Origin of the sequence: Amycolatopsis roodepoortensis, from assembly GCF_024628825.1 — a bacterium.
In the GTDB taxonomy this organism is placed as follows: domain Bacteria; phylum Actinomycetota; class Actinomycetes; order Mycobacteriales; family Pseudonocardiaceae; genus Amycolatopsis; species Amycolatopsis roodepoortensis.
The window spans coordinates 8653169-8675460 of the sequence record NZ_CP102415.1; the positions used below are offsets into that span (position 1 = coordinate 8653169).

Annotated in this window: 17 protein-coding genes and 2 rRNA genes; 15 read left to right on the plus strand and 4 right to left on the minus strand. The window is 68.3% G+C overall.

Features of this window, described 5'->3' with window-relative positions:
* Positions 1-27 precede the first annotated feature (27 nt).
* The 10 genes from NQK81_RS41625 (at position 28) to NQK81_RS41670 (ending at position 12730) form a co-directional block, all read left to right on the plus strand.
* A 23S ribosomal RNA gene (locus NQK81_RS41625) occupies positions 28-3164 on the plus strand.
* 82 nt (positions 3165-3246) lie between these two features.
* Positions 3247-3363, plus strand: a 5S ribosomal RNA gene (gene rrf / locus NQK81_RS41630).
* A gap of 163 nt (positions 3364-3526) precedes the next feature.
* On the plus strand, positions 3527-5464 hold the full coding sequence (locus NQK81_RS41635) for a hypothetical protein (protein WP_257485871.1): 1938 nt from the start codon (positions 3527-3529) through the stop codon (positions 5462-5464).
* Positions 5457-6446, plus strand: a complete 990-nt coding sequence (locus NQK81_RS41640; protein WP_257485872.1) for an HAD-IIA family hydrolase — start codon at positions 5457-5459, stop codon at positions 6444-6446. The genes NQK81_RS41635 and NQK81_RS41640 overlap by 8 nt, the downstream gene beginning before the upstream one ends.
* 58 nt (positions 6447-6504) lie before the next feature.
* Positions 6505-6711 carry a hypothetical protein gene (locus tag NQK81_RS41645; protein ID WP_371878933.1) on the plus strand — a complete coding sequence of 69 codons (207 nt, stop codon included), beginning with the start codon at positions 6505-6507 and terminating at the stop codon, positions 6709-6711.
* A 4-nt stretch (positions 6712-6715) separates the two neighbouring features.
* Complete coding sequence (locus NQK81_RS41650; protein WP_257485873.1) at positions 6716-7531, plus strand: TlyA family RNA methyltransferase; 816 nt, start codon at positions 6716-6718, stop codon at positions 7529-7531.
* Entirely contained in the window at positions 7528-8439 is a 912-nt protein-coding gene (locus NQK81_RS41655; RefSeq protein WP_072026471.1) for an NAD kinase, read from the plus strand. The genes NQK81_RS41650 and NQK81_RS41655 overlap by 4 nt, the downstream gene beginning before the upstream one ends.
* A gap of 104 nt (positions 8440-8543) precedes the next feature.
* The gene (gene recN, locus NQK81_RS41660) at positions 8544-10340 is read left to right on the plus strand and encodes a DNA repair protein RecN (protein WP_257485874.1); all 1797 of its coding nucleotides are present in this window, start codon (positions 8544-8546) and stop codon (positions 10338-10340) included.
* Positions 10341-10601: 261 nt separating this feature from the next.
* Positions 10602-11786, plus strand: a complete 1185-nt coding sequence (gene steA, locus NQK81_RS41665) for a putative cytokinetic ring protein SteA (RefSeq protein ID WP_257485875.1) — start codon at positions 10602-10604, stop codon at positions 11784-11786.
* Entirely contained in the window at positions 11783-12730 is a 948-nt protein-coding gene (locus tag NQK81_RS41670; RefSeq protein WP_257485876.1) for a copper transporter, read from the plus strand. The genes steA and NQK81_RS41670 overlap by 4 nt, the downstream gene beginning before the upstream one ends.
* 48 nt (positions 12731-12778) lie before the next feature.
* On the opposite strand, the gene NQK81_RS41675 is transcribed toward NQK81_RS41670, so the two are convergent.
* Together NQK81_RS41675 and NQK81_RS41680 are read right to left on the minus strand one after the other, a co-directional pair.
* Complete coding sequence (locus tag NQK81_RS41675) at positions 12779-13489, minus strand: aspartate/glutamate racemase family protein (RefSeq protein WP_257485877.1); 711 nt, start codon at positions 13487-13489, stop codon at positions 12779-12781.
* Positions 13489-14931: an NCS1 family nucleobase:cation symporter-1 gene (locus tag NQK81_RS41680; RefSeq protein WP_257485878.1), complete on the minus strand. Its 1443-nt coding sequence runs from the start codon at positions 14929-14931 to the stop codon at positions 13489-13491. The genes NQK81_RS41675 and NQK81_RS41680 overlap by 1 nt, the downstream gene beginning before the upstream one ends.
* 149 nt (positions 14932-15080) lie before the next feature.
* Between NQK81_RS41680 and NQK81_RS41685 the strand changes: the two genes are divergently transcribed.
* Complete coding sequence (locus NQK81_RS41685) at positions 15081-15758, plus strand: GntR family transcriptional regulator (protein ID WP_126736748.1); 678 nt, start codon at positions 15081-15083, stop codon at positions 15756-15758.
* A gap of 24 nt (positions 15759-15782) precedes the next feature.
* Positions 15783-16718 carry an aminoglycoside phosphotransferase family protein gene (locus NQK81_RS41690; protein ID WP_257485879.1) on the plus strand — a complete coding sequence of 312 codons (936 nt, stop codon included), beginning with the start codon at positions 15783-15785 and terminating at the stop codon, positions 16716-16718.
* On the opposite strand, the gene aroA is transcribed toward NQK81_RS41690, so the two are convergent.
* Entirely contained in the window at positions 16715-18004 is a 1290-nt protein-coding gene (gene aroA / locus NQK81_RS41695) for a 3-phosphoshikimate 1-carboxyvinyltransferase (protein WP_257485880.1), read from the minus strand. The two genes, NQK81_RS41690 and aroA, sit on opposite strands and share 4 nt — an antisense overlap.
* Positions 18005-18092: 88 nt before the next feature.
* Between aroA and pyrG the strand changes: the two genes are divergently transcribed.
* Positions 18093-19793, plus strand: a complete 1701-nt coding sequence (gene pyrG / locus NQK81_RS41700; protein ID WP_257485881.1) for a CTP synthase — start codon at positions 18093-18095, stop codon at positions 19791-19793.
* Positions 19790-20416: an NUDIX domain-containing protein gene (locus NQK81_RS41705; RefSeq protein ID WP_257485882.1), complete on the plus strand. Its 627-nt coding sequence runs from the start codon at positions 19790-19792 to the stop codon at positions 20414-20416. Before pyrG ends, NQK81_RS41705 begins: the two co-directional genes overlap by 4 nt.
* A 292-nt stretch (positions 20417-20708) precedes the next feature.
* Here NQK81_RS41705 and NQK81_RS41710 read toward each other — a convergent pair whose 3' ends face one another.
* The gene (locus NQK81_RS41710) at positions 20709-21194 is read right to left on the minus strand and encodes a DUF1707 domain-containing protein (RefSeq protein ID WP_257485883.1); all 486 of its coding nucleotides are present in this window, start codon (positions 21192-21194) and stop codon (positions 20709-20711) included.
* A gap of 117 nt (positions 21195-21311) precedes the next feature.
* On the opposite strand from NQK81_RS41710, the gene xerD reads away from it, so the two are divergent.
* Positions 21312-22214, plus strand: coding sequence for a site-specific tyrosine recombinase XerD (gene xerD, locus NQK81_RS41715; protein WP_126736808.1), 903 nt, complete (start codon positions 21312-21314; stop codon positions 22212-22214).
* Positions 22215-22292: the final 78 nt, after the last annotated feature.

Sequence of the window (22292 nt, forward strand, 5' to 3'; positions counted from 1 at the left end):
CTGTAGAGTGGATGCGAGCATCTTTGTGGTCAAGTTGTTAAGGGCACATGGTGGATGTCTTGGCTTCAGGAGCCGATGAAGGACGTGGGAGGCTGCGATATGCCTCGGGGAGCTGTCAACCGAGCTGTGATCCGAGGATTTCCGAATGGGGAAACCCAGCACCAGTTATGTGGTGTTACCCGCATCTGAATATATAGGGTGTGTGGAGGGAACGCGGGGAAGTGAAACATCTCAGTACCCGTAGGAAGAGAAAACAACCGTGATTCCGTGAGTAGTGGCGAGCGAAAGCGGAAGAGGCTAAACCATGCACATGTCAAGCTGTCAGGCGTTGTGTGTGTGGTGTTGTGGGACCCGCCTTGGAAGATCTGACAGTCTTCCGGGTTTACGCGTGTGTTAGTGGAACGCCTTGGGATGGGCGACCGGAGTGGGTGAGAGTCCCGTACGCGAAAACACATGTTTGTGGACCTTGGTGGTGTTCCCGAGTAGCAGCGAGCTCGTGGAATTTGCTGTGAATCTGCCGGGACCACCCGGTAAGCCTAAATACTTCCTGAAGACCGATAGCGGACTAGTACCGTGAGGGAAAGATGAAAAGTACCCCGGGAGGGGAGTGAAAGAGTACCTGAAACCGTGTGCCTACAAGCCGTCAGAGCCCGAGCACATCCTTGTGATGTTGAGGTGATGGCGTGCCTTTTGAAGAATGAGCCTGCGAGTTAGTGCTGCGTGGCGAGGTTAACCCGTGTGGGGTAGCCGTAGCGAAAGCGAGTCTGAATAGGGCGATTGAGTCGCGTGGTCTAGACCCGAAGCGGAGTGATCTACCCATGGCCAGGCTGAAGCGTCGGTAAGACGACGTGGAGGGCCGAACCCACTTAGGTTGAAAACTGAGGGGATGAGCTGTGGGTAGGGGTGAAAGGCCAATCAAACTCCGTGATAGCTGGTTCTCCCCGAAATGCATTTAGGTGCAGCGTCACATGTTTCTCCACGGGGGTAGAGCTACTGGATGGTCTAGGGGCCTTACCGGGTTACCGAAATCAACCAAACTCCGAATACCGTGGTGTGAGAGTGTGGCAGTGAGACGGCGGGGGATAAGCTTCGTCGTCGAGAGGGAAACAGCCCAGAACACCAGCTAAGGCCCCTAAGTGTGTGCTCAGTGGGAAAGGATGTGGGATTGCCCAGACAACCAGGAGGTTGGCTTAGAAGCAGCCACCCTTGAAAGAGTGCGTAATAGCTCACTGGTCAAGTGGTCCTGCGCCGACAATGTAGCGGGGCTTAAGCACACCGCCGAAGCTGTGTCATTGACACATATAGATCGGCGTTCTCCTTGCGGGGACGTCTAGTCGTGTTGATGGGTAGGGGAGCGTCCTGCATCCAGGGAAGCGGCGGCGGAAGCCAGTCGTGGAGGGTGTGGGAGTGAGAATGCAGGCATGAGTAGCGAATGCAGAGTGAGAAACTCTGCCGCCGGATGACCAAGGGTTCCTGGGCCAGGCTAATCCGCCCAGGGTAAGTCGGGACCTAAGGCGAGGCCGACAGGCGTAGTCGATGGATAACGGGTTGATATTCCCGTACCCGAGCACGTGCGCCCAGGATGAGGCGGTTGATACTAACCACCCGAAGCGCCATCCAAGACCCTTCGGGGTGGAGGGTGGTTGTGGAGCGTGGGATCTGATTCCGTAGTAGTCGAGTGATGGGGTGACGCAGGAAGGTAGCTCCGCCAGTGAGTGGTAGTACTGGTGTAAGCGTGTAGACCGAGTGGTAGGCAAATCCGCCGCTCATCAAGGTTGAGACGTGATGCGTAGCCGATTGAGGCGAAGTAGAGTGATCCTATGCTGCCGAGAAAAGCCTCTAGCGAGTGCGTGCACGGCCCGTACCCCAAACCAACACAGGTGGTCAGGTAGAGAATACTAAGGCGATCGGGTGAACTGTGGTTAAGGAACTCGGCAAAATGCCCCCGTAACTTCGGGAGAAGGGGGGCCAAACACTCTGAAGTCCCTTGCGGACTAGGGGTGGGTGGCCGCAGAGACCAGCGGAAAGCGACTGTTTACTAAAAACACAGGTCCATGCGAAGTCGCAAGACGATGTATATGGACTGACGCCTGCCCGGTGCTGGAACGTTAAGAGGACCGGTTAACCCTTCGGGGTGAAGCTGAGAATTTAAGCGCCAGTAAACGGCGGTGGTAACTATAACCATCCTAAGGTAGCGAAATTCCTTGTCGGGTAAGTTCCGACCTGCACGAATGGCGTAACGACTTTCCGGCTGTCTCAACCACAGGCCCGGCGAAATTGCACTACGAGTAAAGATGCTCGTTACGCGCGGCAGGACGGAAAGACCCCGGGACCTTTACTATAGTTTGGTATTGGTTTTCGGTTCGGCTTGTGTAGGATAGGTGGGAGACTGTGAAGCCGGCACGCTAGTGTTGGTGGAGTCGTTGTTGAAATACCACTCTGGTCGGATTGGGAATCTGAACCTCGGACCATGATCTGGTTCAGGGACAGTGCCTGATGGGTAGTTTAACTGGGGCGGTTGCCTCCTAAAGAGTAACGGAGGCGCCCAAAGGTTCCCTCAGCCTGGTTGGCAATCAGGTGTTGAGTGCAAGTGCACAAGGGAGCTTGACTGTGAGACAGACATGTCGAGCAGGGACGAAAGTCGGGACTAGTGATCCGGCACCACCTGGTGGAAGGGGTGTCGCTCAACGGATAAAAGGTACCCCGGGGATAACAGGCTGATCTTGCCCAAGAGTCCATATCGACGGCATGGTTTGGCACCTCGATGTCGGCTCGTCGCATCCTGGGGCCGGAGTAGGTCCCAAGGGTTGGGCTGTTCGCCCATTAAAGCGGCACGCGAGCTGGGTTTAGAACGTCGTGAGACAGTTCGGTCCCTATCCGCCGCGCGCGTAGGATACTTGAGGAAGGCTGTCCCTAGTACGAGAGGACCGGGACGGACGAACCTCTGGTATGCCAGTTGTCACGCCAGTGGCATGGCTGGTTGGCCACGTTCGGAAGGGATAACCGCTGAAGGCATCTAAGCGGGAAGCCTGTTCCAAGATGAGGTATCCCACCCCTTTGTGGGTTAAGGCCCCCAACAGACCATTGGGTTGATAGGCCAGAAATGGAAGCACAGTAATGTGTTGTCGAGTTGACTGGTACTAATAGGCCGAGGACTTGCCCACAAAGATGTTACGCATCCACTCTACAGCTCTGAAACACCACACAACCACCAGCAAGATCGGTGGGAGTGTTGTTTCGTAGTGTTTCGGTGGTTATAGCGTCAGGGAAACGCCCGGTCCCATTCCGAACCCGGAAGCTAAGCCTGACAGCGCCGATGGTACTGCAACCGAAGGGTTGTGGGAGAGTAGGACACCGCCGGACTAACTTCAGGACAGGGTCCTGACCAGGGTCGAGAACCCCAACAGGTTCTCCCCGGTCAGGGCCCTGTCTCTTTTTATGTCCATGGACCGACTAGAATGGTCCGTTGGCCCACCTGACGGGTGGGCCCCAGTGTCGAAACTTTTCAATAGTGGCAGGAGGCCAGGTGTCCGAGTTCGGTCGACGTGACTCAGATGATGGCGCGTCCGGCCGGTCGGGTCGCCGGGACGACAGTCCCCGCGGAGGCCGGTCTGACGCGCAGCGAGGTGACCGGCGCGGTTCCGCCGGCGGTAGGCAGGACCGGGGCGGCCGCGATGGCGGCTACCAGGGCCGTCCGCGCAGGGACGACCGCGGTGCCCGCGGTTCCGGCGGTTACCCCGGCAAGCCCTCCCGCAGCGGCGACGGTCCTCGTGACCAGCGCCCCGGTGGCAGCCGGTTCGCAGGCCAGGGGCGTGACGACAACCGCCCGCGCTACAACAACGACGACCGGTCCGGCGGCTGCGACAACGACCGTCGTGGCGGCTTCCGCTCCGATGACCGGCGCGACAGCCGCGACTACAAGGGTGGCGACCGCGGCGGTTACCGCTCGGACAGCCGCTCGGACAGCCGTGGCGGCGATCGCGGTGGATACCGCGGCGGCGACAACCGCGACAACCGTGGTGGAGACAGCCGGGGCGGTTACCGCTCGGACAACCGGGGCGGCGACAGCCGCGGTGGCTACCGGTCCGACAACCGCGACAGCCGTGGCGGCGATCGCGGCGGGTACCGCGGCGGCGACAACCGAGGCAGTGACAACCGGGACAACCGCGGCAGTGACAATCGTGGCGGCTACCGGTCCGAGAACCGTGGCGGCTACCGCTCGTCCGACAGCCGTCCCGAGCGTCGTTACGACAACCGCTCCGACAATCGTTCGGACAGCCGTTCGGACAACCGTTCCGAGGGCCGGTACGAAAAGCGCTCCGACAGCCGCCCGGCCCGTTCCGGCTATGGCTCGGACAACCGCGGCCGTTCCGACGACCGCCCGTCCGGCAACCGTTACGAGGGACGCCCCCAGGGCAAGTCCTCCGGTGACCGCGACAGCCGTGACAACCGGGGCGGCGGCGACGACCGGCGTCCGTCCTATCGCGACGACCGCGGTGGCTCCCGTTCCGGCGGCGACCGTCGTCCCAGCGGCGGTGGCTACGAGCGCAAGAGCTTCGGCGACCGCGACAATCGTGGCGACGACAAGCGCGGTTCGTACCGGCCGTCCGGCGACCGTCCCGACCGTCGCTCGTCCGACCGGCCCGAGAAGCGCTACGACGACAAGCGCGGCGGGTTCGACCGCAAGCGCGACGACCGTCCCCAGCGCGACCGTTCCGAGGGCCGCAAGGACTTCCGTTCCTCGCCTCGCGTGGACGACAGGCCGGTCGACGACGAGACCTTGGCGCGTGAGCTGCTCGAGGCTCCGGAGCTGCCCGAAGGCATCGAGTTCTCCGATCTCGACGAGGAGGTCCGCCGGGAGCTCCGCACCCTGCCCAAGGCACTGGCGGAAACCGTCGGCAAGCACCTGGTCGCGGCCGGTGGCCTCGTCGACGAGGACCCAGAAGCCGCCATGGAGCACGCCAAGTACGCGAAGGCCAAGGCGTCGCGGGTCCCGATCGTCCGTGAGGCGCTCGGCCTGGTCGCCTACCACGCGGGCAACTGGTCCGAGGCGCTGTCCGAGCTGCGCGCCGTCCGCCGGATGACCCGGACCGACGACCACATCGCCATCATCGCCGACGCCGAGCGCGCCATCGGCCGCCCGGAGCGGGCGCTCGACCTCGCGAAGGAGGTCGACAAGGAGCGTCTGTCCAAGGCGACCCAGGTCGAGCTTGCGATCGTCGCGGCCGGCGCCCGGCGTGACCTCGGCCAGTTGGACGCCGCCGTCGTCTCCCTCCAGGGTGACGACCTCAAGGCGGAGAAGCGTGACCCGTGGAGCGCCCGGCTGTTCTACGCCTACGCGGACAACCTCGCCGCCGCCGACCGCAAGGACGAGGCGATCCGCTGGTTCCTGAACGCGGCAGAGGCCGACGAGGAGGACGAGACCGACGCCGCCGAGCGCGCCGCGGAGCTCACCAATGGCTGACGCCCTGTCGGCCGGGTACGACGCGGTCCTGTTCGACCTCGACGGCACGGTCTACCACGGCACCGAAGTGGTCCCGGGCGCACCGGAAGCACTTCGGGCGCTTCGGGACCACGGCACGGCCGTCCGGTGGGTGACCAACAACGCCTCCAAGGCTCCCGCGGAGGTCTCCGCGCACCTGGAGGCACTCGGACTGCCCGCCACCCCCGAAGAGGTCCACACGAGCTCTCAGGCCGCCGCCGCCCTGCTGGGTGAGCGGCTGCCTCAGGGCGCGGTGGTCCTCGTCGTGGGCACGGATTCGCTGGCCGCCGAGGTCGAGTCCGTCGGCCTGCGGACGGTCCGGGAAGCCGGTCCGGACGTGGCCGCGGTGGTGCAAGGGCACTCGCCGCAGAACACCTGGGCGGCCCTCGCGGAGGCGTGTCTCGCCATCCGCGCGGGCGCGCTCTGGGTGGCGACGAACGTCGACGCGACGCTGCCCAGCGAACGTGGTCTGCTGCCGGGCAACGGGTCGATGGTGGCCGCGTTGCGCCACGCCACCGGCGTCGAACCGTTGGTGGCTGGCAAGCCGGCGCCGGGGCTGTTCACGACGGCGGCGCGCGACGCGGGCGCGGAGCGGGCCCTCGTCGTGGGCGATCGGCTGGACACCGACATCGAGGGCGCGGTCGCGGCCGGGATCGACGCGCTCTGCGTCCTGACCGGCGTCGCCGACGCGGCGTCCCTGATCGCGGCGAGGCCCGAGGAGCGTCCGCGCTACCTCGCGCAGGACCTGTCCGGGCTGAGCAGCCGGGCGGATCTTCTCGAAATCGGGCCCAAGGACGGCTGGCGCGTCACCGCACAGGGTGACGCCCTCGAAGCCGATGGTGAAGGCGACTCCCTCGACCTGTTGCGCGCGTTGTGCGCGGCGGCCTGGGAGTCGGGGATCACCGAGGTCCGTGGTGTGGGCGACACCGCCCGCGCCGCGCTCGCCGAGCTGCGCCTCGGCTGACCAGCGCTGCTAACTTGGTGGGGTGCAAGACCACTTCCACCCCGTGCCGCGACCGCCGGTGCCGGGCCCGCCGCCGGTGCCCGGGCCTCCGGCGGTCCAGGCCGAACAGTTCGCGCAGCAGGACACGGATCCCCGGGCCGGGATCGACGAAGCGGTGGCGGGTCTCGACGACCTCACCGCGCTTCCGCTCTCGGAGCACGTCGACCGGTTCGAGGCCGTGCACACCGAGCTGACGGTGGCGCTGTCCACCATCGACAAGGTCTGACCGCGTGCCCAAACGCGCCCGCCTGGACGCGGAGCTCGTCCGGCGGGGACTCGCCCGTTCCCGGGAGCAGGCGTCGGCGCTGATCGCCGAAGGCAAGGTCACCGTGCGCGGCATGGTGGCCACCAAACCCGCGACCGGGGTCGAGTCCGGCGCGCCGATCGTGGTGCGCGACGGCGACGATCCCGGCTGGGCGTCCCGCGGCGCGCACAAGCTGCTCGGCGCGCTCGAAGCCTTCACTCCGCAAGGTCTTTCCACCGAGGGAAAACGCTGTCTCGACGCGGGCGCTTCGACCGGTGGCTTCACCGACGTCCTGCTGCGCAACGGCGCCGCCACGGTGATCGCCGCCGACGTCGGCCGCGGTCTGCTGGACTGGCGCCTGCGCACCGACGACCGCGTGGTCGTCCTGGACAAGACGAACGTCCGCAACCTGACCCCGGAAGACCTCGGCGGGCAGGTCGACCTCGTGGTCGGGGACCTCTCGTTCATTTCGCTCAAACTCGTGCTGCCCGCGCTGGCCGCCTGCGCGCGGGACGGTGCCGATCTGGTGCCGATGGTGAAACCACAGTTCGAGGTCGGCAAGGACCGGCTCGGCAGCGGCGGTGTCGTCCGCGACCCCGAACTGCGCGCCGAATCGGTGCTCGGTGTGCTCGCCGAGGCCGAGAAGCTGGACCTGAGCCTGCGCGGTGTCGTGGCGAGCCCGCTTCCCGGGCCGTCGGGGAACGTCGAATACTTCGTATGGCTTACCCGCGGGGCGGGGGAGACCGACGGCACCGACGCCGAGCGGCTCGTCCGGACCGCAGTCCTGGAGGGACCCCAATGAGCGATCGCGAGGTGCTGCTCGTCGTGCACCCGGACCGGGACGCGACCCGGGACGCGGCACGCGAGGTTTCAGCCCGTTTCGCCAAGGCGGGTGTGCGGCTTCGGGTACTCGACGAGGACGTCCGGGAGATGCTGGAAGCCGACGGCGGGATCGGCGCCCCCTGCACGGTCATGGCGCCGGAGCAGGACCCGGCCGCCGGCACCGAGTTGGTGTTCGTGCTCGGCGGCGACGGCACGTTGCTGCGGGCCGCGGAACTGGCAAGGCCGAACGGCGTTCCGGTCCTCGGTGTGAACCTCGGCCGGGTCGGCTTCCTGGCGGAGGCCGATTCGGACAAGCTCGCCGACACCGTCCAGCGCGCCGTCGACGGCGACTACCAGGTCGAAGAGCGGATGACCGTCGACGTCGTCGTGACCGTCGACGGTGAGGAGACCGTCAACACGTGGGCGCTCAACGAGGCCAGCGTCGAGAAGAGCTCGCGTGAGCGCGTGCTGGACGCGCTCATCGAGGTCGACGGAAGGCCCGTGTCGTCCTTCGGCTGCGACGGCGTCCTGTGTGCCACTCCGACCGGTTCGACGGCGTACGCGTTCTCCGCGGGCGGGCCGATCATCTGGCCGGACGTCCAAGCCCTGCTGGTGGTCCCGAGCAACGCGCACGCGATGTTCTCCCGGCCGCTGGTCGTCTCGCGGGACTCGGAGATCACCGTCGCCATCGATCCGGACGGTTCGCCCGCCGTCCTGACCTGCGACGGATCGCGGACCTTCGATCTTCCCGCCGGTGCGGCCGTGCGGGTCACCTGCGGCCGGGTGCCGGTGCGCCTGGTCCGGTTGTGGGAAGGCCCGTTCACCGACCGGCTGGTGCACAAGTTCTCGTTGCCGATCAAGGGCTGGCGGGAGCGACACGCCCGCTGACGGATGTCGTGAAAGGGCCGTTGAGGACAACTTTCGTCGTCAAGGCCCCTTTCATGACGTGCCGGGTGCGGGAATGGTCGGGGTGGGCCGCTACGGTGGGCGTCGTGCTGGCCGAGATGCGCATCCAGGGCCTCGGAGTCATCGAGGACGCCCTGCTGGAACTGCACGCGGGCTTCACCGTCGTCACCGGTGAGACGGGTGCGGGCAAGACCATGGTCGTCAGCGGGTTGCACCTGCTCTCCGGCGGCCGAGCCGAAGTGTCCAAGGTGCGGACCGGAATGCTGAAGGCCTTCGTGGAAGGCCGTTTCGAGCTGGGCGGTGCCGAGGGCGCCACCCGGATCGTCACCGACGCGGGGGCGGAGGTCGACGAGGACGGCAGCGTCATCGCGCTGCGCGCGGTCTCGGTCGACGGCCGGTCCCGTGCCCACCTCGGCGGCCGTTCGGTGCCGGTCGGGGTGCTGGCCGATCTGTCCGAGCAGCTGATCGCCGTCCACGGGCAGAACGATCAGCTGCGCCTGTTGCGGCCCGCCGAGCAGCGCGCGGTGATCGACCGGTTCGCCGGCGAGGCCGTCACCGAACCGCTCGAGCGCTACCGCGCGGTCCGGGACGAGTGGCTCGCCGTCGTAGCCGAGCTGACCGAACGCTCCACCCGCTCCCGCGAGATGGCGCAGCAGGCCGACCTGTTGCGCCACGGCCTCGCCGAGATCGACGCCGTCGCGCCGGAACCCGGCGAGGACACCGAGCTCACCGAGCAGATCAAACGGCTCGCCGCGGTCGACGAACTGCGGGCGGCGGCCAGCGCGGCGCACGCCGCCGTCGCCGGTTCGGCGGACGGGGATCCGGACGCGCCCGGCGCGCTGGGGCTGATCGGCGAGGCGACGCGCCATCTGAACGGTTCCGAAGACGCCGTGCTGCGCGAACTCGGGCCCCGGCTGGACGAGGCATCGGTGCTGCTGTCCGAAGTGGGCACCGAGCTGGGCAGCTACCTCGAAACCCTCGACGCCGACCCGGCGTTGCTGGAGAAGGTGCTCGCGCGCCAGGCGGACCTGAAGCGGCTCACGCGCAAATACGCGGCGGACGTCGACGGCGTACTCGCCTGGGCCGACGACGCCCGTCGCCGGATGTCCACGATGGACACCTCCGAGGAGGCGCTGGCCGAGCTGGCCAAGCGCCGCGACGAACTCGCCGTCACGCTGGCGGAACACGCGCTCACGCTGTCGGAAGCGCGGGTCGAGGCCGCCGCCGAGCTCGCCGAGGCGATCACCGCCGAGATGGCCGGGCTCGCCATGGGGCAGGCCGAGATCGAGATCACCGTCGAGCGGCGCGCAGTGGACGAGAGCGACGCGCACGCGGTGAAGGTCGGCGGCAGGCTCGTGCACGCCGGGCCCGACGGCGTCGACGAAGTGGAGCTGCTGCTGAAGGCGCACAACGGCGCGCCGCCGCTTCCGGTGCACAAGGCCGCTTCCGGCGGTGAGCTTTCCCGCGTGATGCTGGCGATCGAGGTCGTCCTCGCGCACGCGGACACCGTGCAGACACTGGTGTTCGACGAGGTCGACGCCGGGGTCGGCGGCCGGGCGGCGGTCGAGATCGGCAGGCGGCTCGCGCGGCTGGCGCGCAGTCACCAGGTCCTGGTGGTCACGCATCTGCCGCAGGTGGCCGCGTTCGCCGATCAGCATCTGGTGGTGGACAAGGGCACCAGCGGCGGAGTGACCCGCAGTGGGGTGCGCGTGCTCGAACAGTCGGAGCGGGTCGTCGAGCTCGCCCGCATGCTCGCCGGAATGGAAAGCACTGAGACCGGCCGGGCGCACGCGGAGGAATTGCTCGCCGTGGCCGAGGCCGACAAGAGCGCGCCGGACAAGCCCAAGGCCCGTCGCGGCGGAAAGCGAAAGAAGGCGAAGTAAGCTCCGCCTGCGTGAGTCCGTGAAGGCCTCCTTTCCTACCTTCAGGGTGGTGAAGGAGGCCTTCACCACTTCTGCCGCTCTGGCCGGGTCGAGGCACTCGGTAAGGTTGCGAAAGCCACTTTCGCAACGCTGAAGGTTGCGAAAGTGGCTTTCGCACCGTTCGTGGCGGGAGGCCGCGGCCGAACCGGTGTGGGTTAATCGGCGTGTTTCCATCGGCGTGGCGGACACGGAAGGCCGCGCGGATTTGTCACTATCGGTCGCATGAAGCTCACCGGCTTGCTCTCGCGTAACCAAGAGACCCTCCCCGGGATCACCGGCGTCGCCAGGGTCGACCGGCGTACGCGCGAGCTGCTCCGCCGGCTGAGCCCTGGCGACATCGTCGTCCTCGACCAGCTCGACCTCGACCGGTCGACCGCCGATGCCTTGGTGGAGGCCGAAGTCGCGGCGGTGGTGAACGCCTCGCCGTCGATCTCCGGCCGTTTCCCCAACCTGGGCCCGGAGATCCTGCTCGAAGCCGGGATCCCGCTGGTCGATTCGGTCGGCGGCGAACTGCTGCGCAAGGTGAAGGACGGCACGAAACTCCGCCTGCACGAAGGCGTCGTCTACATCGGAGAGCGGCAGCTCGGCTCGGGTGTCCAGCAGACGCGGGAAAGCGTCGCGGACCAGATGATCGAGGCCAAGGCCGGGATGTCCACCCAGCTCGAGGCGTTCTCCGCGAACACGATCGAATTCCTCCGCCGGGAACGCAGCCTCATCCTCGACGGTGTCGGTGTCCCGGAGATCCGCGTTCCGCTCAAGGACCGGCACGCCCTCGTGGTCGCGGGCGGCAACGGGCACGCCGAAGACCTCAAGAAGCTGAAGAAGTACATCGGCGAGCACCGGCCGGTGCTGATCGGTGTCGACGCCGGGGCGGACACCCTGCGCGCGCAGGGATATCAGCCGGACGTCATCGTCGGCGACCCGCACGGGATCGGCGCGGAGACGCTGCGCAGCGGCGGCGAGGTCGTGGTGCCGGCGCAGCCGGACGGGCACGCGCCGGGTGTCGAGCGCATCCAGGACCTCGGGATCGGCGCGGTCACCTTCCCCGCGACGGGCAACGCCGAGGATCTGGCGCTGCTGCTGGCCGACGCGCACGAGGCGAGCCTGGTGGTCACCGTCGGTTTCCAGGCGACCCTGCGGGAGTTCCTCGACCACGGCCGGTCGGGTTCGAACCCGTCGACGTTCCTCACCAGGCTCAAGCTCGGCACGAAACTGGTCGACGGCAAGGCGGTCGCGACCCTGCACCGCAGCCGGGTGTCCATCGGCGCGATCGTCCTGCTGGTCGTCGCGACCCTGGTGGCCGTCGGGGCCGCGCTGCTGGTGTCCGACGTGGGTTCGGTCTACCTCGACTGGATCCGCGACACCTGGAACTCGTTCATCGTCTGGGGCAAGGGACTCTTCACGTGATTTCACTGCGGTACCACATCGTTTCCATCGCCGCCTGCTTCCTGGCGCTCGCCATCGGGGTGGTGCTCGGGTCCACGGCGCTGAACGGTGCCCTGCTTTCCGGCCTCGCCGGCCAGAAGGAGGATCTGGGTACCCAGGTCGCGGATCTGGAAGCGCAGCGCAACACGCTCAACGCCAGGCTCGGTGACGCGGACGCGTTCGCCGGCGCGATGGGGCCGAAGGTCGTCGCCGGGCAGCTGGACAAGCGCTCGGTGGTGCTGGTGACCACAGAGGACGCGAAGCCGGCGGACCGGGACGCGCTCAAGCAGCTCGTCGGTCAGTCCGGTGCCGCCGTCACCGGGGAGATCCAGCTGACCGAGGCGTTCTCCGACCCGATGCGCTCCGATCAGCTGCGTGACGTGGTGTCGCGTCTGCAGCCCGCCGGTGTCCAGTTCCCGACCGCGGGCGACCCCGGCACCCTCGCGGGCGCGCTGATCGGCTCGGTCGCGTTGCTGAACAAGGACAACGCGCAGCCGCAGTCCACGCCGGTGGAGCTGGCGGCCGCGCTCGGCGGGCTCACCGACGGCGGTTTCCTCAAGACCGGCGGGGACGTGAAGCCCGCGCAGCTCGCGATCGTGCTCACCGGTTCGAAGTACACCGGTGACGGCGCCGGTGACCGTGCCTCGACCATCGCGCGGTTCGCCGCGCAGCTGGACCGCTCCGGCGCGGGCACCGTGCTGGCCGGGGGCGCGGGATCCGCCGACGGCACCGGCGCGATCGGCGTCGTCCGCGCCGACACCTCGTCGACCTCGATCCTGTCCACTGTGGACAACGCGGAGACCGCGGCGGGCCGGGTCACCACGATCTTGGCGCTGCGCGAGCAGCTCGAAGGCGGCGCGGGCCGCTACGGCATCGCGGGCAACGCCCAGGCACCTGCCCCTGGTATCGCCGCGGACGGCAACTAGCCCTTTGCGCATTTGGTACTTGCGTGTGCAAGGACCGCGTCCAGAGGACTAAATGCGGGGCCAGAGCCGGGTTTTCGGGAGTGGGCGGGCATAGGAGCCGGCCCGGCTGGTCTTGAGGTCGAGGGCGACAAGGGATTCGGCGAGGCGGACGGCGGCGGCGACGCCGTCGATCACCGGGATGTCCAGCATCGCCGAGATCTGGCGATCGAGCCCCGTCATTCCCGCGCAGCCGAGGACGAGGACTTCCGCTCCCGCGTCGCGGGCACGCCGTCCGGCGGTCAGCAGTGCGGACTCCGTCCGGCGTTCGTCGGTCAGTTCGAGGACGCCGAGCCCGGCACCGAGGACGCCGACGCAGCTCTGCGCGACGCCCGCGGCGTGCAGGCTGTCTTCGATGAGCCCGCACGTCCGGTCCAATGTGGTCACGACGCCGTAGCGTCTTCCCAGCAGACAGGCCAGATGCGCGGCGGCCTCGGTGATGTCGACGACCGGGACGTCGAGCAGTTCCCGCGCGCCTTCCCGTCCGTGCTCGCCGAAACCGGCCATCACGAGCGCGTCGAACGGCTCGTCCAGCCCGTTGAGAAGGTCGAGGACGGCCGCGGCGCTGAGGAAGCTGTCCAGCCAGCCTTCCGCGGATTCCGGGCCCCACAGCGGGGTTCTGGCCAGGATTTCGGTGCCGGGACTCGCCGCGGCGCGGGCGCCGGCCTCGATCTCCTTCGTCATCGCCTCGGTGGTGTTGCAGTTGGTGACCAGGATCCGCATCACGCGACCCGCTGCTTGCGCGTCACCACGAAATAGAGGGCCGCGGCGGACGCGGTGCCGATGAACCAGGAGTACGGCGCGGCCGGGGCGAAGAACGGCACCAGGGCGATGATCGCGGACAACGCCGCCGTGGGCAGGAAGGTGATCATCGCGCGCGGGTTGAACCCGCGTTTGTAGTGGTACGGCGAATCGGGCCCGGCGACGAACAGTTTGTCCACGTCGATCCGGCCGCGTTTCACCAGGTAGTAATCGACGATCATGATGCCGAACAGCGGGCCGAGGAAGGCACCGAGGCCGCCGAGGAAGTAGTTGACCACCGCGGGGGAGGAGTACAGCTTCCACGGCAGCACGCACAGCGCCGCGACCGCGCTGATCATGCCGCCGATGGTGAAGGTGATCCGTTTGGGCCAGATGTTGGCCAGGTCGTAGGCGGGGGAGACGAAGTTCGCGACGATGTTCACGCCCATGGTGGCGATCGCGAAGGTCAGCGCTCCGATGATCAGCACGGGAGTGTTGTCGATGCGGGCCAGCAGTTCGGCGGGGTCGGTGATGGCTTCGCCGAACACCTGGAGGCTGCCCGCGGTCACCAGCACCGACAGCAGCGCGAACGCCGTCGAGTTGATCGGCAGCCCCCAGAAGTTGCCGCGCCGCACCGTTTTCTGGTTCGGGGCGAACCGCGAGAAGTCGCAGAAGTTGAGCATCAGGGTGCCGTAGATGGACAGGATCAGGCCGACGGCGCCGAACCACTGCCGTACTTGCTCCCCTGTGGACAGTGCCTTCGGGTTGCTGGTCAAGGAGATGTTCCAGTCGGCGGCCGCGAGGATCCACACGGCGAGCGCGATCATCACGACCCAGATGCCGGGACCGCACCAGTCCTGGAACTTGCGCACGGCCTCCATGCCGCGGGTGAGCACGAGCGCCTGCGCGAGCCACAGCGCGATGAAACAGATCCAGCCGAGCGCGTGCAGGCCGAGGAAACCCACTTCCGTCAACGGTTTCAGGCCCGGATCGATCGCGAGCACGAGCAGCGTGATGGCGACGGAGGCGAGGTAGGTCTGGATGCCGTACCAGAAGATCGCGATGATCGCGCGGATCAGCGCGGGCAGGTTCGCGCCGAAGGTGCCGAAGCTGATGCGGGCGACGACGGGGAAGGGGACGCCGGTCTTCTGGCCGATCCGGCCCATCAGGTTCATGCCGAAGTAGATGAGCACGAAACCGGTCAGCAGCGCGGTGAACACCTGCCAGGCCGAGAGCCCGAGGACGAACAGGCCCGCCGCGAAGGTGTAGTTGCCGAGGTTGTGCACGTCCGACATCCACAGCGCGAAGATGTCGTAGACCTTCCAGCGGCGTTCCTTCGCCGGGGCGAGGTCTTCGTTCCAGAGCCGGGGATCGGCGTTCTCGGTAGTAGGCGCTTCGGACCGGGTTGCTGGGGCGGCGGTCATGCGGGGCCTCCGATCGACGGGGACGTCCGGTCGATTTGGTATCCCAAAATTTGGCATCCCAAATATCACCCCGCGGTGGGCCGTCGTCAAGGTTTCTGCCGATAAACTCGGTGTTACAAGCTGTTACAGCGGTGGTGAAGGGGGCTCAGGTGGCCGAGGAAGGACCGCGTCAGCCGCTGGCCGCGACCCGGCAGCGGGTCCGCGACGAGCTGCGTGAACGTATCCTCGCCGGACGGCTGAAGCCGGGGGACAGGCTCGTCGAACGCGAGCTCGCCGAAGACCTCGGCGTCTCCCGGGTCCCGGTGCGCGAGGCCATCCGGAGCTTGGAGGCCGAAGGTTTCCTCGCGGTCCAGTCGCCGCGTCGCATCGTCGTGCGCCAGCTGGCCAAGGCCGACGTCGAGGAGCTGTTCGACGTCCGCGAGGCGCTCGAAGGGCTCGCCGCCGGCCTGGCCGCCGAACGGGCGGGCAAGGCGGAACTCCGCGCGCTCGAACGGCTGCTCACCGACGCCGCCCGCGCCACCGAAAGCGGCGACCCGGCCCGGATCACCCTGCTCAACACCCGCTTCCACGACCAGATCGTCGCGCTCGCCGGCAACGGGCTGCTGCACGAGATCCTCCGCCCGCTCGAAGGCAGGCTGCGCTGGCTGACCAGCCAGAACGAACATTGGGGCGAGCTGCTCGACGAGCACCGCCGCCTCTACGACGCGATCGCTTCCGGCGACGCCGACCGAGCGCGGGCCCACGCCGTCGAACACGTGCGGGTGAACCGGGAGGTCACGCTGAAGACGCTGTTCCCCGAGGACGACGGAGAACGCTCCGCCGGGTGAACCGGACATGTCAGACTCGCGGGCATGATCACCGACGAACAACGGGCCGCCCGCACCGCGCGGGCGGTGGCCGCCGCGGTCTCCGCGGGCCGCGACCTCGGACTGTCCTTCGACGAGCCGGAAATCCTGTACGACGTCTTCTCGGTCATCGTGCGCTTGTCACCCCTGCCGGTGGTAGTGCGCGTGCCGACCGTGCTGCCGCGCACGACCACGCTCGAGACGCAGCTGATCGACCAGCGGCGTGAGCTGGCCGTCACCGGCTGGCTCGCGAGCCGCGGCCACCCGGTCGTCCCGCCGAGCCCGCTCGTACCCGCGGAACCGGTGCAGCGCGACGGTTTCTCGATGACGTTCTGGCAGTTCGTCGAGCACGACAAGGAAGCCGAGATCAGCCCCGAACGCGGGGCGGGGATCGTCGCCCGGTTGCACGCCGCCCTCCGCGAGTACGACGGCGACCTGGCCTTCATGGGCGGTCTGATCCCGTTCGTCCCCGACGGCCTCGACCAGCTCGCGGACCGCCCGGATCTGCTGGAACCGGCCGACCTGGACCGGGCCCGGCGTGAATGGGACGTCCTCCGGCCGTTGTTCGAGTCGGAAGCGGCGTTCACCCGGGCCTTCCCCGGCGCGACGGTCCAGCCGGTACACGGTGACGCCCCCGGGTACAACCTGATCGCCACGCCGGACGGCGAACTCTGCTCGGACTTCGAACTCGTCAACCGTGCCCCGATCGAACTGGATCTCCCGGCCATGGGAGCCGAGGGCGTCGCGGCCTACAACGCCGCCGCCGAGCAGCTCGGGCTGCGCGAGGCGGACGAACGAGTACTGAAGGCACTGGGCGCGCTGGCCATGCTTCAAGGGGTGGCCTGCTTGGCGATGGCGCCGGAGCTGCCGATGCTGCTGGAAGGTTTGAAGCCGATGATCGAACAGTGGCGGGAGACCCCGTTCGCCGGCGGGCTCGCCTAGGCGACGAGCATCGAGGTCCAGGCCTCGGCGAATCCGGGGAAGGTCTTCCCGACCGTCCCCGGGTTCTCCACCTCGACCCCTTCGACCTTCAGGCCGAGCACCGCGGCCGCCATCACCAGCCGGTGGTCGTCGTAGGTGCGGAACTTCCCGCCGTGCAGCGGCGCCGGCGTGATGCGCAGCCCGTCGTCGGTCTCTCGGACGTCACCGCCGAGCGACGACAGTTCGGTGGCGAGCGCGGTCAGCCGGTCGGTCTCGTGGCCGCGAAGATGCGCCACCCCTGAGATCACCGACGGTCCCTCGGCGAAGCACAGCAGCGCCGCGATCACCGGGGTCAGCTCGCCGACGTCGTGCAGGTCCAGTTCGACGCCGGGGATCGTGCCGCTGCCGGTGACCGTCAGGCCCGCCGCGTCGAGTTCGGCGGTGGCCCCCAGGACGGGCGCCAGGCTGCGCAGCCAGTCCCCGGGCTGCGTCGTCCGCTGCGGCCAGCCCGCGACGCGCACCGTGCCGCCGGTCGCGATCGCGGCGGCGACGAACGGCGCCGCCGTCGAAAGATCCGGCTCGACGACGTACTCGGGGCAGGAAAGCCGTGTCGGCGCGACGTGGAACTCGGCGCCCTCGCGGTCCACAGTGGCCCCGAACCGGCGGAGCATCTCGACGGTCATCGCGATATGCGGCTCGCTCGGCACCTGGCCGCCCACGAGGCGCACGGTGACGCCCTGCTGGAACGACGGCCCGGCGAGCAGCAGCGCCGACAGGAACTGGCTCGACGCCGAGGCGTCCAGGTCGACCCTGCCGCCCCGCAAGCCGCCTTCGCCGTGGACGGTGAAGGGCGGCGCGTCGCGGCGGTCGTCGTCGATACGGGCGCCGAGGTCGCGCAGCGCCTTCAGCAGCGGCCCGATCGGACGGCGGCGGATGGCCTCGTCGCCGTCGAACAGCGCCGGGCCCGTGCCCAGCGCGGCGAGCGCGGGGGTGAACCAGGCGACCGTGCCCGCGTTGCCGAGTTCCACCCGGACGGTCTCGTCGGGATGGACGCGGCCTGGGCCGAGCGGGTGCACGAGGTAACCGCCGATGCTGCCCTGCGAGTGGGCGCCGAGGGCGTAGATGGCGCCGAGCATCAGGCGCGCGTCCCGGGAGTCGAGCGGGGTCCGCACCCGCGTCGGCGCGCTGGCGAGCGCGGCGAGGACGTAGGCCCGGTTGGTGATCGACTTCGAACCGGGGACACGGATGTCCGCGTCGAGCGGGCCTTCCGCGACCGGTGCGGTCCAGGTGTCGTGCGCGTCTGTCACGTCGCGAGGGTAGCGGTTTTCCACTCCATCGGACGCTTGCGGCGTGGCCGGTGAGCGCCCCGGCGTGCGTGCGATAAGGTGGAAGCCCGTGGGACTTCAGTCGCGGGCTACCAAGTATGTCTTTGTCACCGGAGGCGTTGCCTCCTCTCTGGGTAAGGGACTCACGGCTTCCAGCCTGGGTCAGCTCCTTACCGCACGTGGGCTCCGGGTCACGATGCAGAAGCTGGATCCGTACCTCAACGTCGATCCGGGCACGATGAACCCGTTCCAGCACGGTGAGGTGTTCGTCACCGACGACGGCGCCGAGACCGATCTGGACATCGGGCACTACGAGCGTTTTCTCGACCGGGCTCTCGACGGCAAGGCGAACGTCACCACCGGGCAGGTGTACTCCGAGGTCATCGCCAAGGAGCGCCGCGGTGAGTACCTCGGCGACACCGTGCAGGTCATCCCGCACATCACCGACGAGATCAAGGCGAGGATCACCGCCGCGGCGGGCGCCGACGAGGACGGGAACAGCCCGGACGTCGTGATCACCGAGGTCGGCGGCACCGTCGGCGACATCGAGTCGCTGCCGTTCCTGGAGGCCTGCCGTCAGGTCCGCCACGACGTCGGCCGCGACCAGTGCTTCTTCCTCCACGTCTCCCTGGTCCCGTACCTCGCCCCGTCGGGTGAGCTGAAGACCAAGCCGACCCAGCACTCGGTCGCCGCGCTGCGCAACATCGGTATCCAGCCCGACGCGCTCGTCTGCCGCGCCGACCGCGAGCTGCCGGAGGACCTCAAGCGCAAGATCGGCCTGATGTGCGACGTCGACACCGAAGCCGTCATCGCCTGCCCCGACGCGCCGTCGATCTACGACATCCCGAAGGTGCTGCACCGTGAGGCGCTCGACGCCTACGTGGTGCGCCGTCTCGGGCTGCCGTTCCGCGACGTCGACTGGACCGTGTGGGGCGACCTGCTCGACCGGGTGCACAACCCGTCGGAGACGGTGCGGGTCGCGCTCGTCGGCAAGTACATCGACCTGCCGGACGCGTACCTGTCGGTCACCGAGGCGCTGCGCGCGGGCGGGTTCGCCCACCGCGCCAAGGTCCAGATCTCCTGGGTCCCCTCGGATTCCTGCGAGACCCCGGCCGGTGCGGCCGCGGCGCTGTCCGATGTGGACGGTGTGCTGGTGCCGGGCGGCTTCGGCGTCCGCGGTATCGAGGGCAAGGTCGGCGCCATCGCCTACGCCCGCACCCACGGGCTGCCGCTGCTGGGCCTGTGTCTCGGCCTGCAGTGCATGGTGATCGACGCGGCGCGGAACCTGGCGGGGATCAAGGACGCGAACTCGGCCGAGTTCGAGGACGGCCCGAACCCGGTCATCTCCACGATGGCCGACCAGCGCGACGTCGTCGCCGGCGAGCGCGACATGGGCGGCACGATGCGGCTGGGCGCCTACGTCGCCAAGCTCAAGCCGGGCTCGCAGGTCGCGAAGGCGTACGGCAGCACCGAGGTCTCCGAGCGGCACCGTCACCGCTACGAGGTCAACAACGCTTACCGCAAGCGCCTTTCCGACGCCGGTCTGGTGTTCTCGGGCACCTCGCCCGACGACCACCTGGTCGAGTTCGTGGAGCTGCCCGCCGACAAGCACCCGTTCTTCGTCGGCACCCAGGCGCACCCGGAGCTCAAGAGCCGCCCGACCCGCCCGCACCCGCTGTTCAGCGCGTTCGTGAAGGCCGTCGTCGACCGCAAGGTCGCCGAGCGGCTGCCGGTCGAGCTGCCCGAAACCGCCCAGACGGCGGCCCGGTGAGCGAGCCCGGTAAGCACGAGTTCACCGTCGCGTCCACAAAGGACGTCCACATCGGACGTGTGGTGGGGCTGAGGGTCGACGAGGTCGTGATGCCCGGCGGCGGCACCGCCCGCCGTGAGGTCGTCGAGCACCTCGGCGCGGTCGCCGTCGTCGCGCTCGACTCGGACGGCATGGTGACGCTGATCCACCAGTACCGCCACCCGATCGGGCGGCGGCTGTGGGAACTGCCCGCCGGGCTGATCGACAAGGCGGGGGAGGACCCCGTCGAGGCGGCCAAACGCGAGCTGGTCGAGGAGGTCGGCCTCAGCGCCGAGCGGTGGGAGACCCTGGTCGACGTCGCGGCGTCGCCCGGCTTCACCGACGAGGTCGTCCGCGTCTACCTCGCGCGCGAGCTGTCCGAAGTGGACAGGGAGGTCCTCGGCGATGAGGAGGCGGACCTCGTCATGCGGAAGTTCCCGCTCGCCGAGGCAGTGTGGATGGCGCTGGCGGGTGAGCTGGTGAACGGGTCGACCGTCGGTGGTGTGCTCGCCGCGCACGCGGTGCTTTCGGGCGCTGCTTCGTCGCGGCCGGCCGACGCGCCTTGGGAGGACAGGCCGACGAAGTTCGCTTCGCGCGGTCTCTAGGCGCCCTTCGCGCGCTTGAGCGGTCCGTTGCTTGCAAAGTAACGGACCGCTCAGGGCATTTCGGGACGGGAGAGGCGAGGGTGTCGCGAAAGCCACTTTCGGGACATCAGACGTCGCGAAAGTGGCTTTCGCGACATGCTCGCCAGGGCGGTACCGTGCCTGGCCGTGGCCGACGTTGCGAAAGCCACTTTCGCAACGTTGAAGGTTGCGAAAGTGGCTTTCGCAACGTCCGGCAGCACAGGACGGCATGCGAAACGCGACGGTTCTAACCGTCCTTACCACTCACGAGGCTCTAGTCGCGGAGGCGGCGGCCCTGCGCGTCGGTGCCGCCGTTCGCCAGCAGCACGATCCCGTCGACGATCGGCCAGACCGCCCCGACGCCGCAGGTGACCAGCACGACCGCCAGCTGGCCGATGGCGAGACCGACATGGCCGGTGTAGAAGCGCCCGATCCCGAACGGCAGCACGATCTGCAGCACCCCGGCGGCGATCTTCGACTTCGGTGAGTACGGCATCACCGCGGCGGGCTGCTGATACACGGGCACGAACGGCGGCGGGTCGAACCGCGGCGCCAGCGACTTCGGGTGCGGCGCGGGCAGGTCCTGGAACAGCGGCCGGAGTTCGCCGAGCGTCACGGCCTCGTACGCGGCGAGGACGCGGCCCTCGTACTCGTCCGGCGTGATCCTTCCCTGGCTGTAGTGATCGGCGAGCAGCCGTGCCGCCTCCTCGCGCTCGGCGGTGCCGACGCGCATTTCGTCCGGGTCCGGTTGCTGGGACATGCTCCCAAGGTAGCCCGTTTCACACCCGCGACGCGTACGCGCGGCGATCCCCCGAACGGGTCGCGATCGTCCTAGAGTGTCCGTGTGTCACGGGCCGGCGGTACCGGAGTCGCCCAGGTGGTCGCCGCATACCTCGACCATCTGGTGGTCGAGCGCGGAACCGCGAGGAACACCCTCGACAGCTACTCCCGCGACCTGCGCCGGTACACCGCGTACCTCTGTGACGCCGATGTCGAGTCCTTCGGCGACGTCACCTCGGCGCACATCACTTCGTTCGGCGCGGCGCTGCGCGAGGGCGACGAAGAGCATCGGCCGCTCGCCGCGTCGTCGGCGGCCCGCGCGCTGGTGGCGGTGCGGGGGCTGCACAAGTTCGCGCACGCCGACGGCATCACCGAGAACGACCCGGCCCGCGAGGTCCGCCCGCCCGCCGCGGCCAAACGGCTGCCCAAGGCGCTGCCGGTGGGCGACGTGCTGAAACTGCTGGAAACCCCACCGCCCGAGGGCGAACGCCCGCTGCGGGACCGGGCGCTGCTGGAACTGCTCTACTCCACCGGCGCGCGGATCTCCGAGGCCGTCGGGCTCGACGTCGACGACATCGACGACGCCGAACGCACCGTGCTGCTCGACGGCAAGGGCGGCAAACAGCGCATCGTGCCGATCGGCCGTCCCGCGCTGGAAGCGGTGCACGCGTACCTCGTCCGCGCGCGGCCGGCGCTCGCCACCCACGGCAGGGGGACGCCGGCGATGTTCCTGAACGCCCGCGGCTCCAGGCTTTCCCGGCAGAGCGCGTGGCAGGTTCTCAAGGACACCGCGGAATCCGCGGGGATCACGGCGGGCGTCTCCCCGCACACGCTGCGCCACTCCTTCGCCACGCACCTTCTCGAAGGCGGCGCAGACGTCCGCGTCGTGCAGGAACTCCTCGGGCACGCTTCGGTGACCACCACCCAGGTGTACACGCTGGTCACGGTCAACACGCTCCGCGAGGTTTACGCCACAGCACATCCCCGCGCGCTGGGCTAATCGACCCGGTCGGTCCCGGCGTGCCTCGTTGGCTCGACTCCCGGATCGCGCATAGGCTGCCGAGGATCCTGCCGAAGA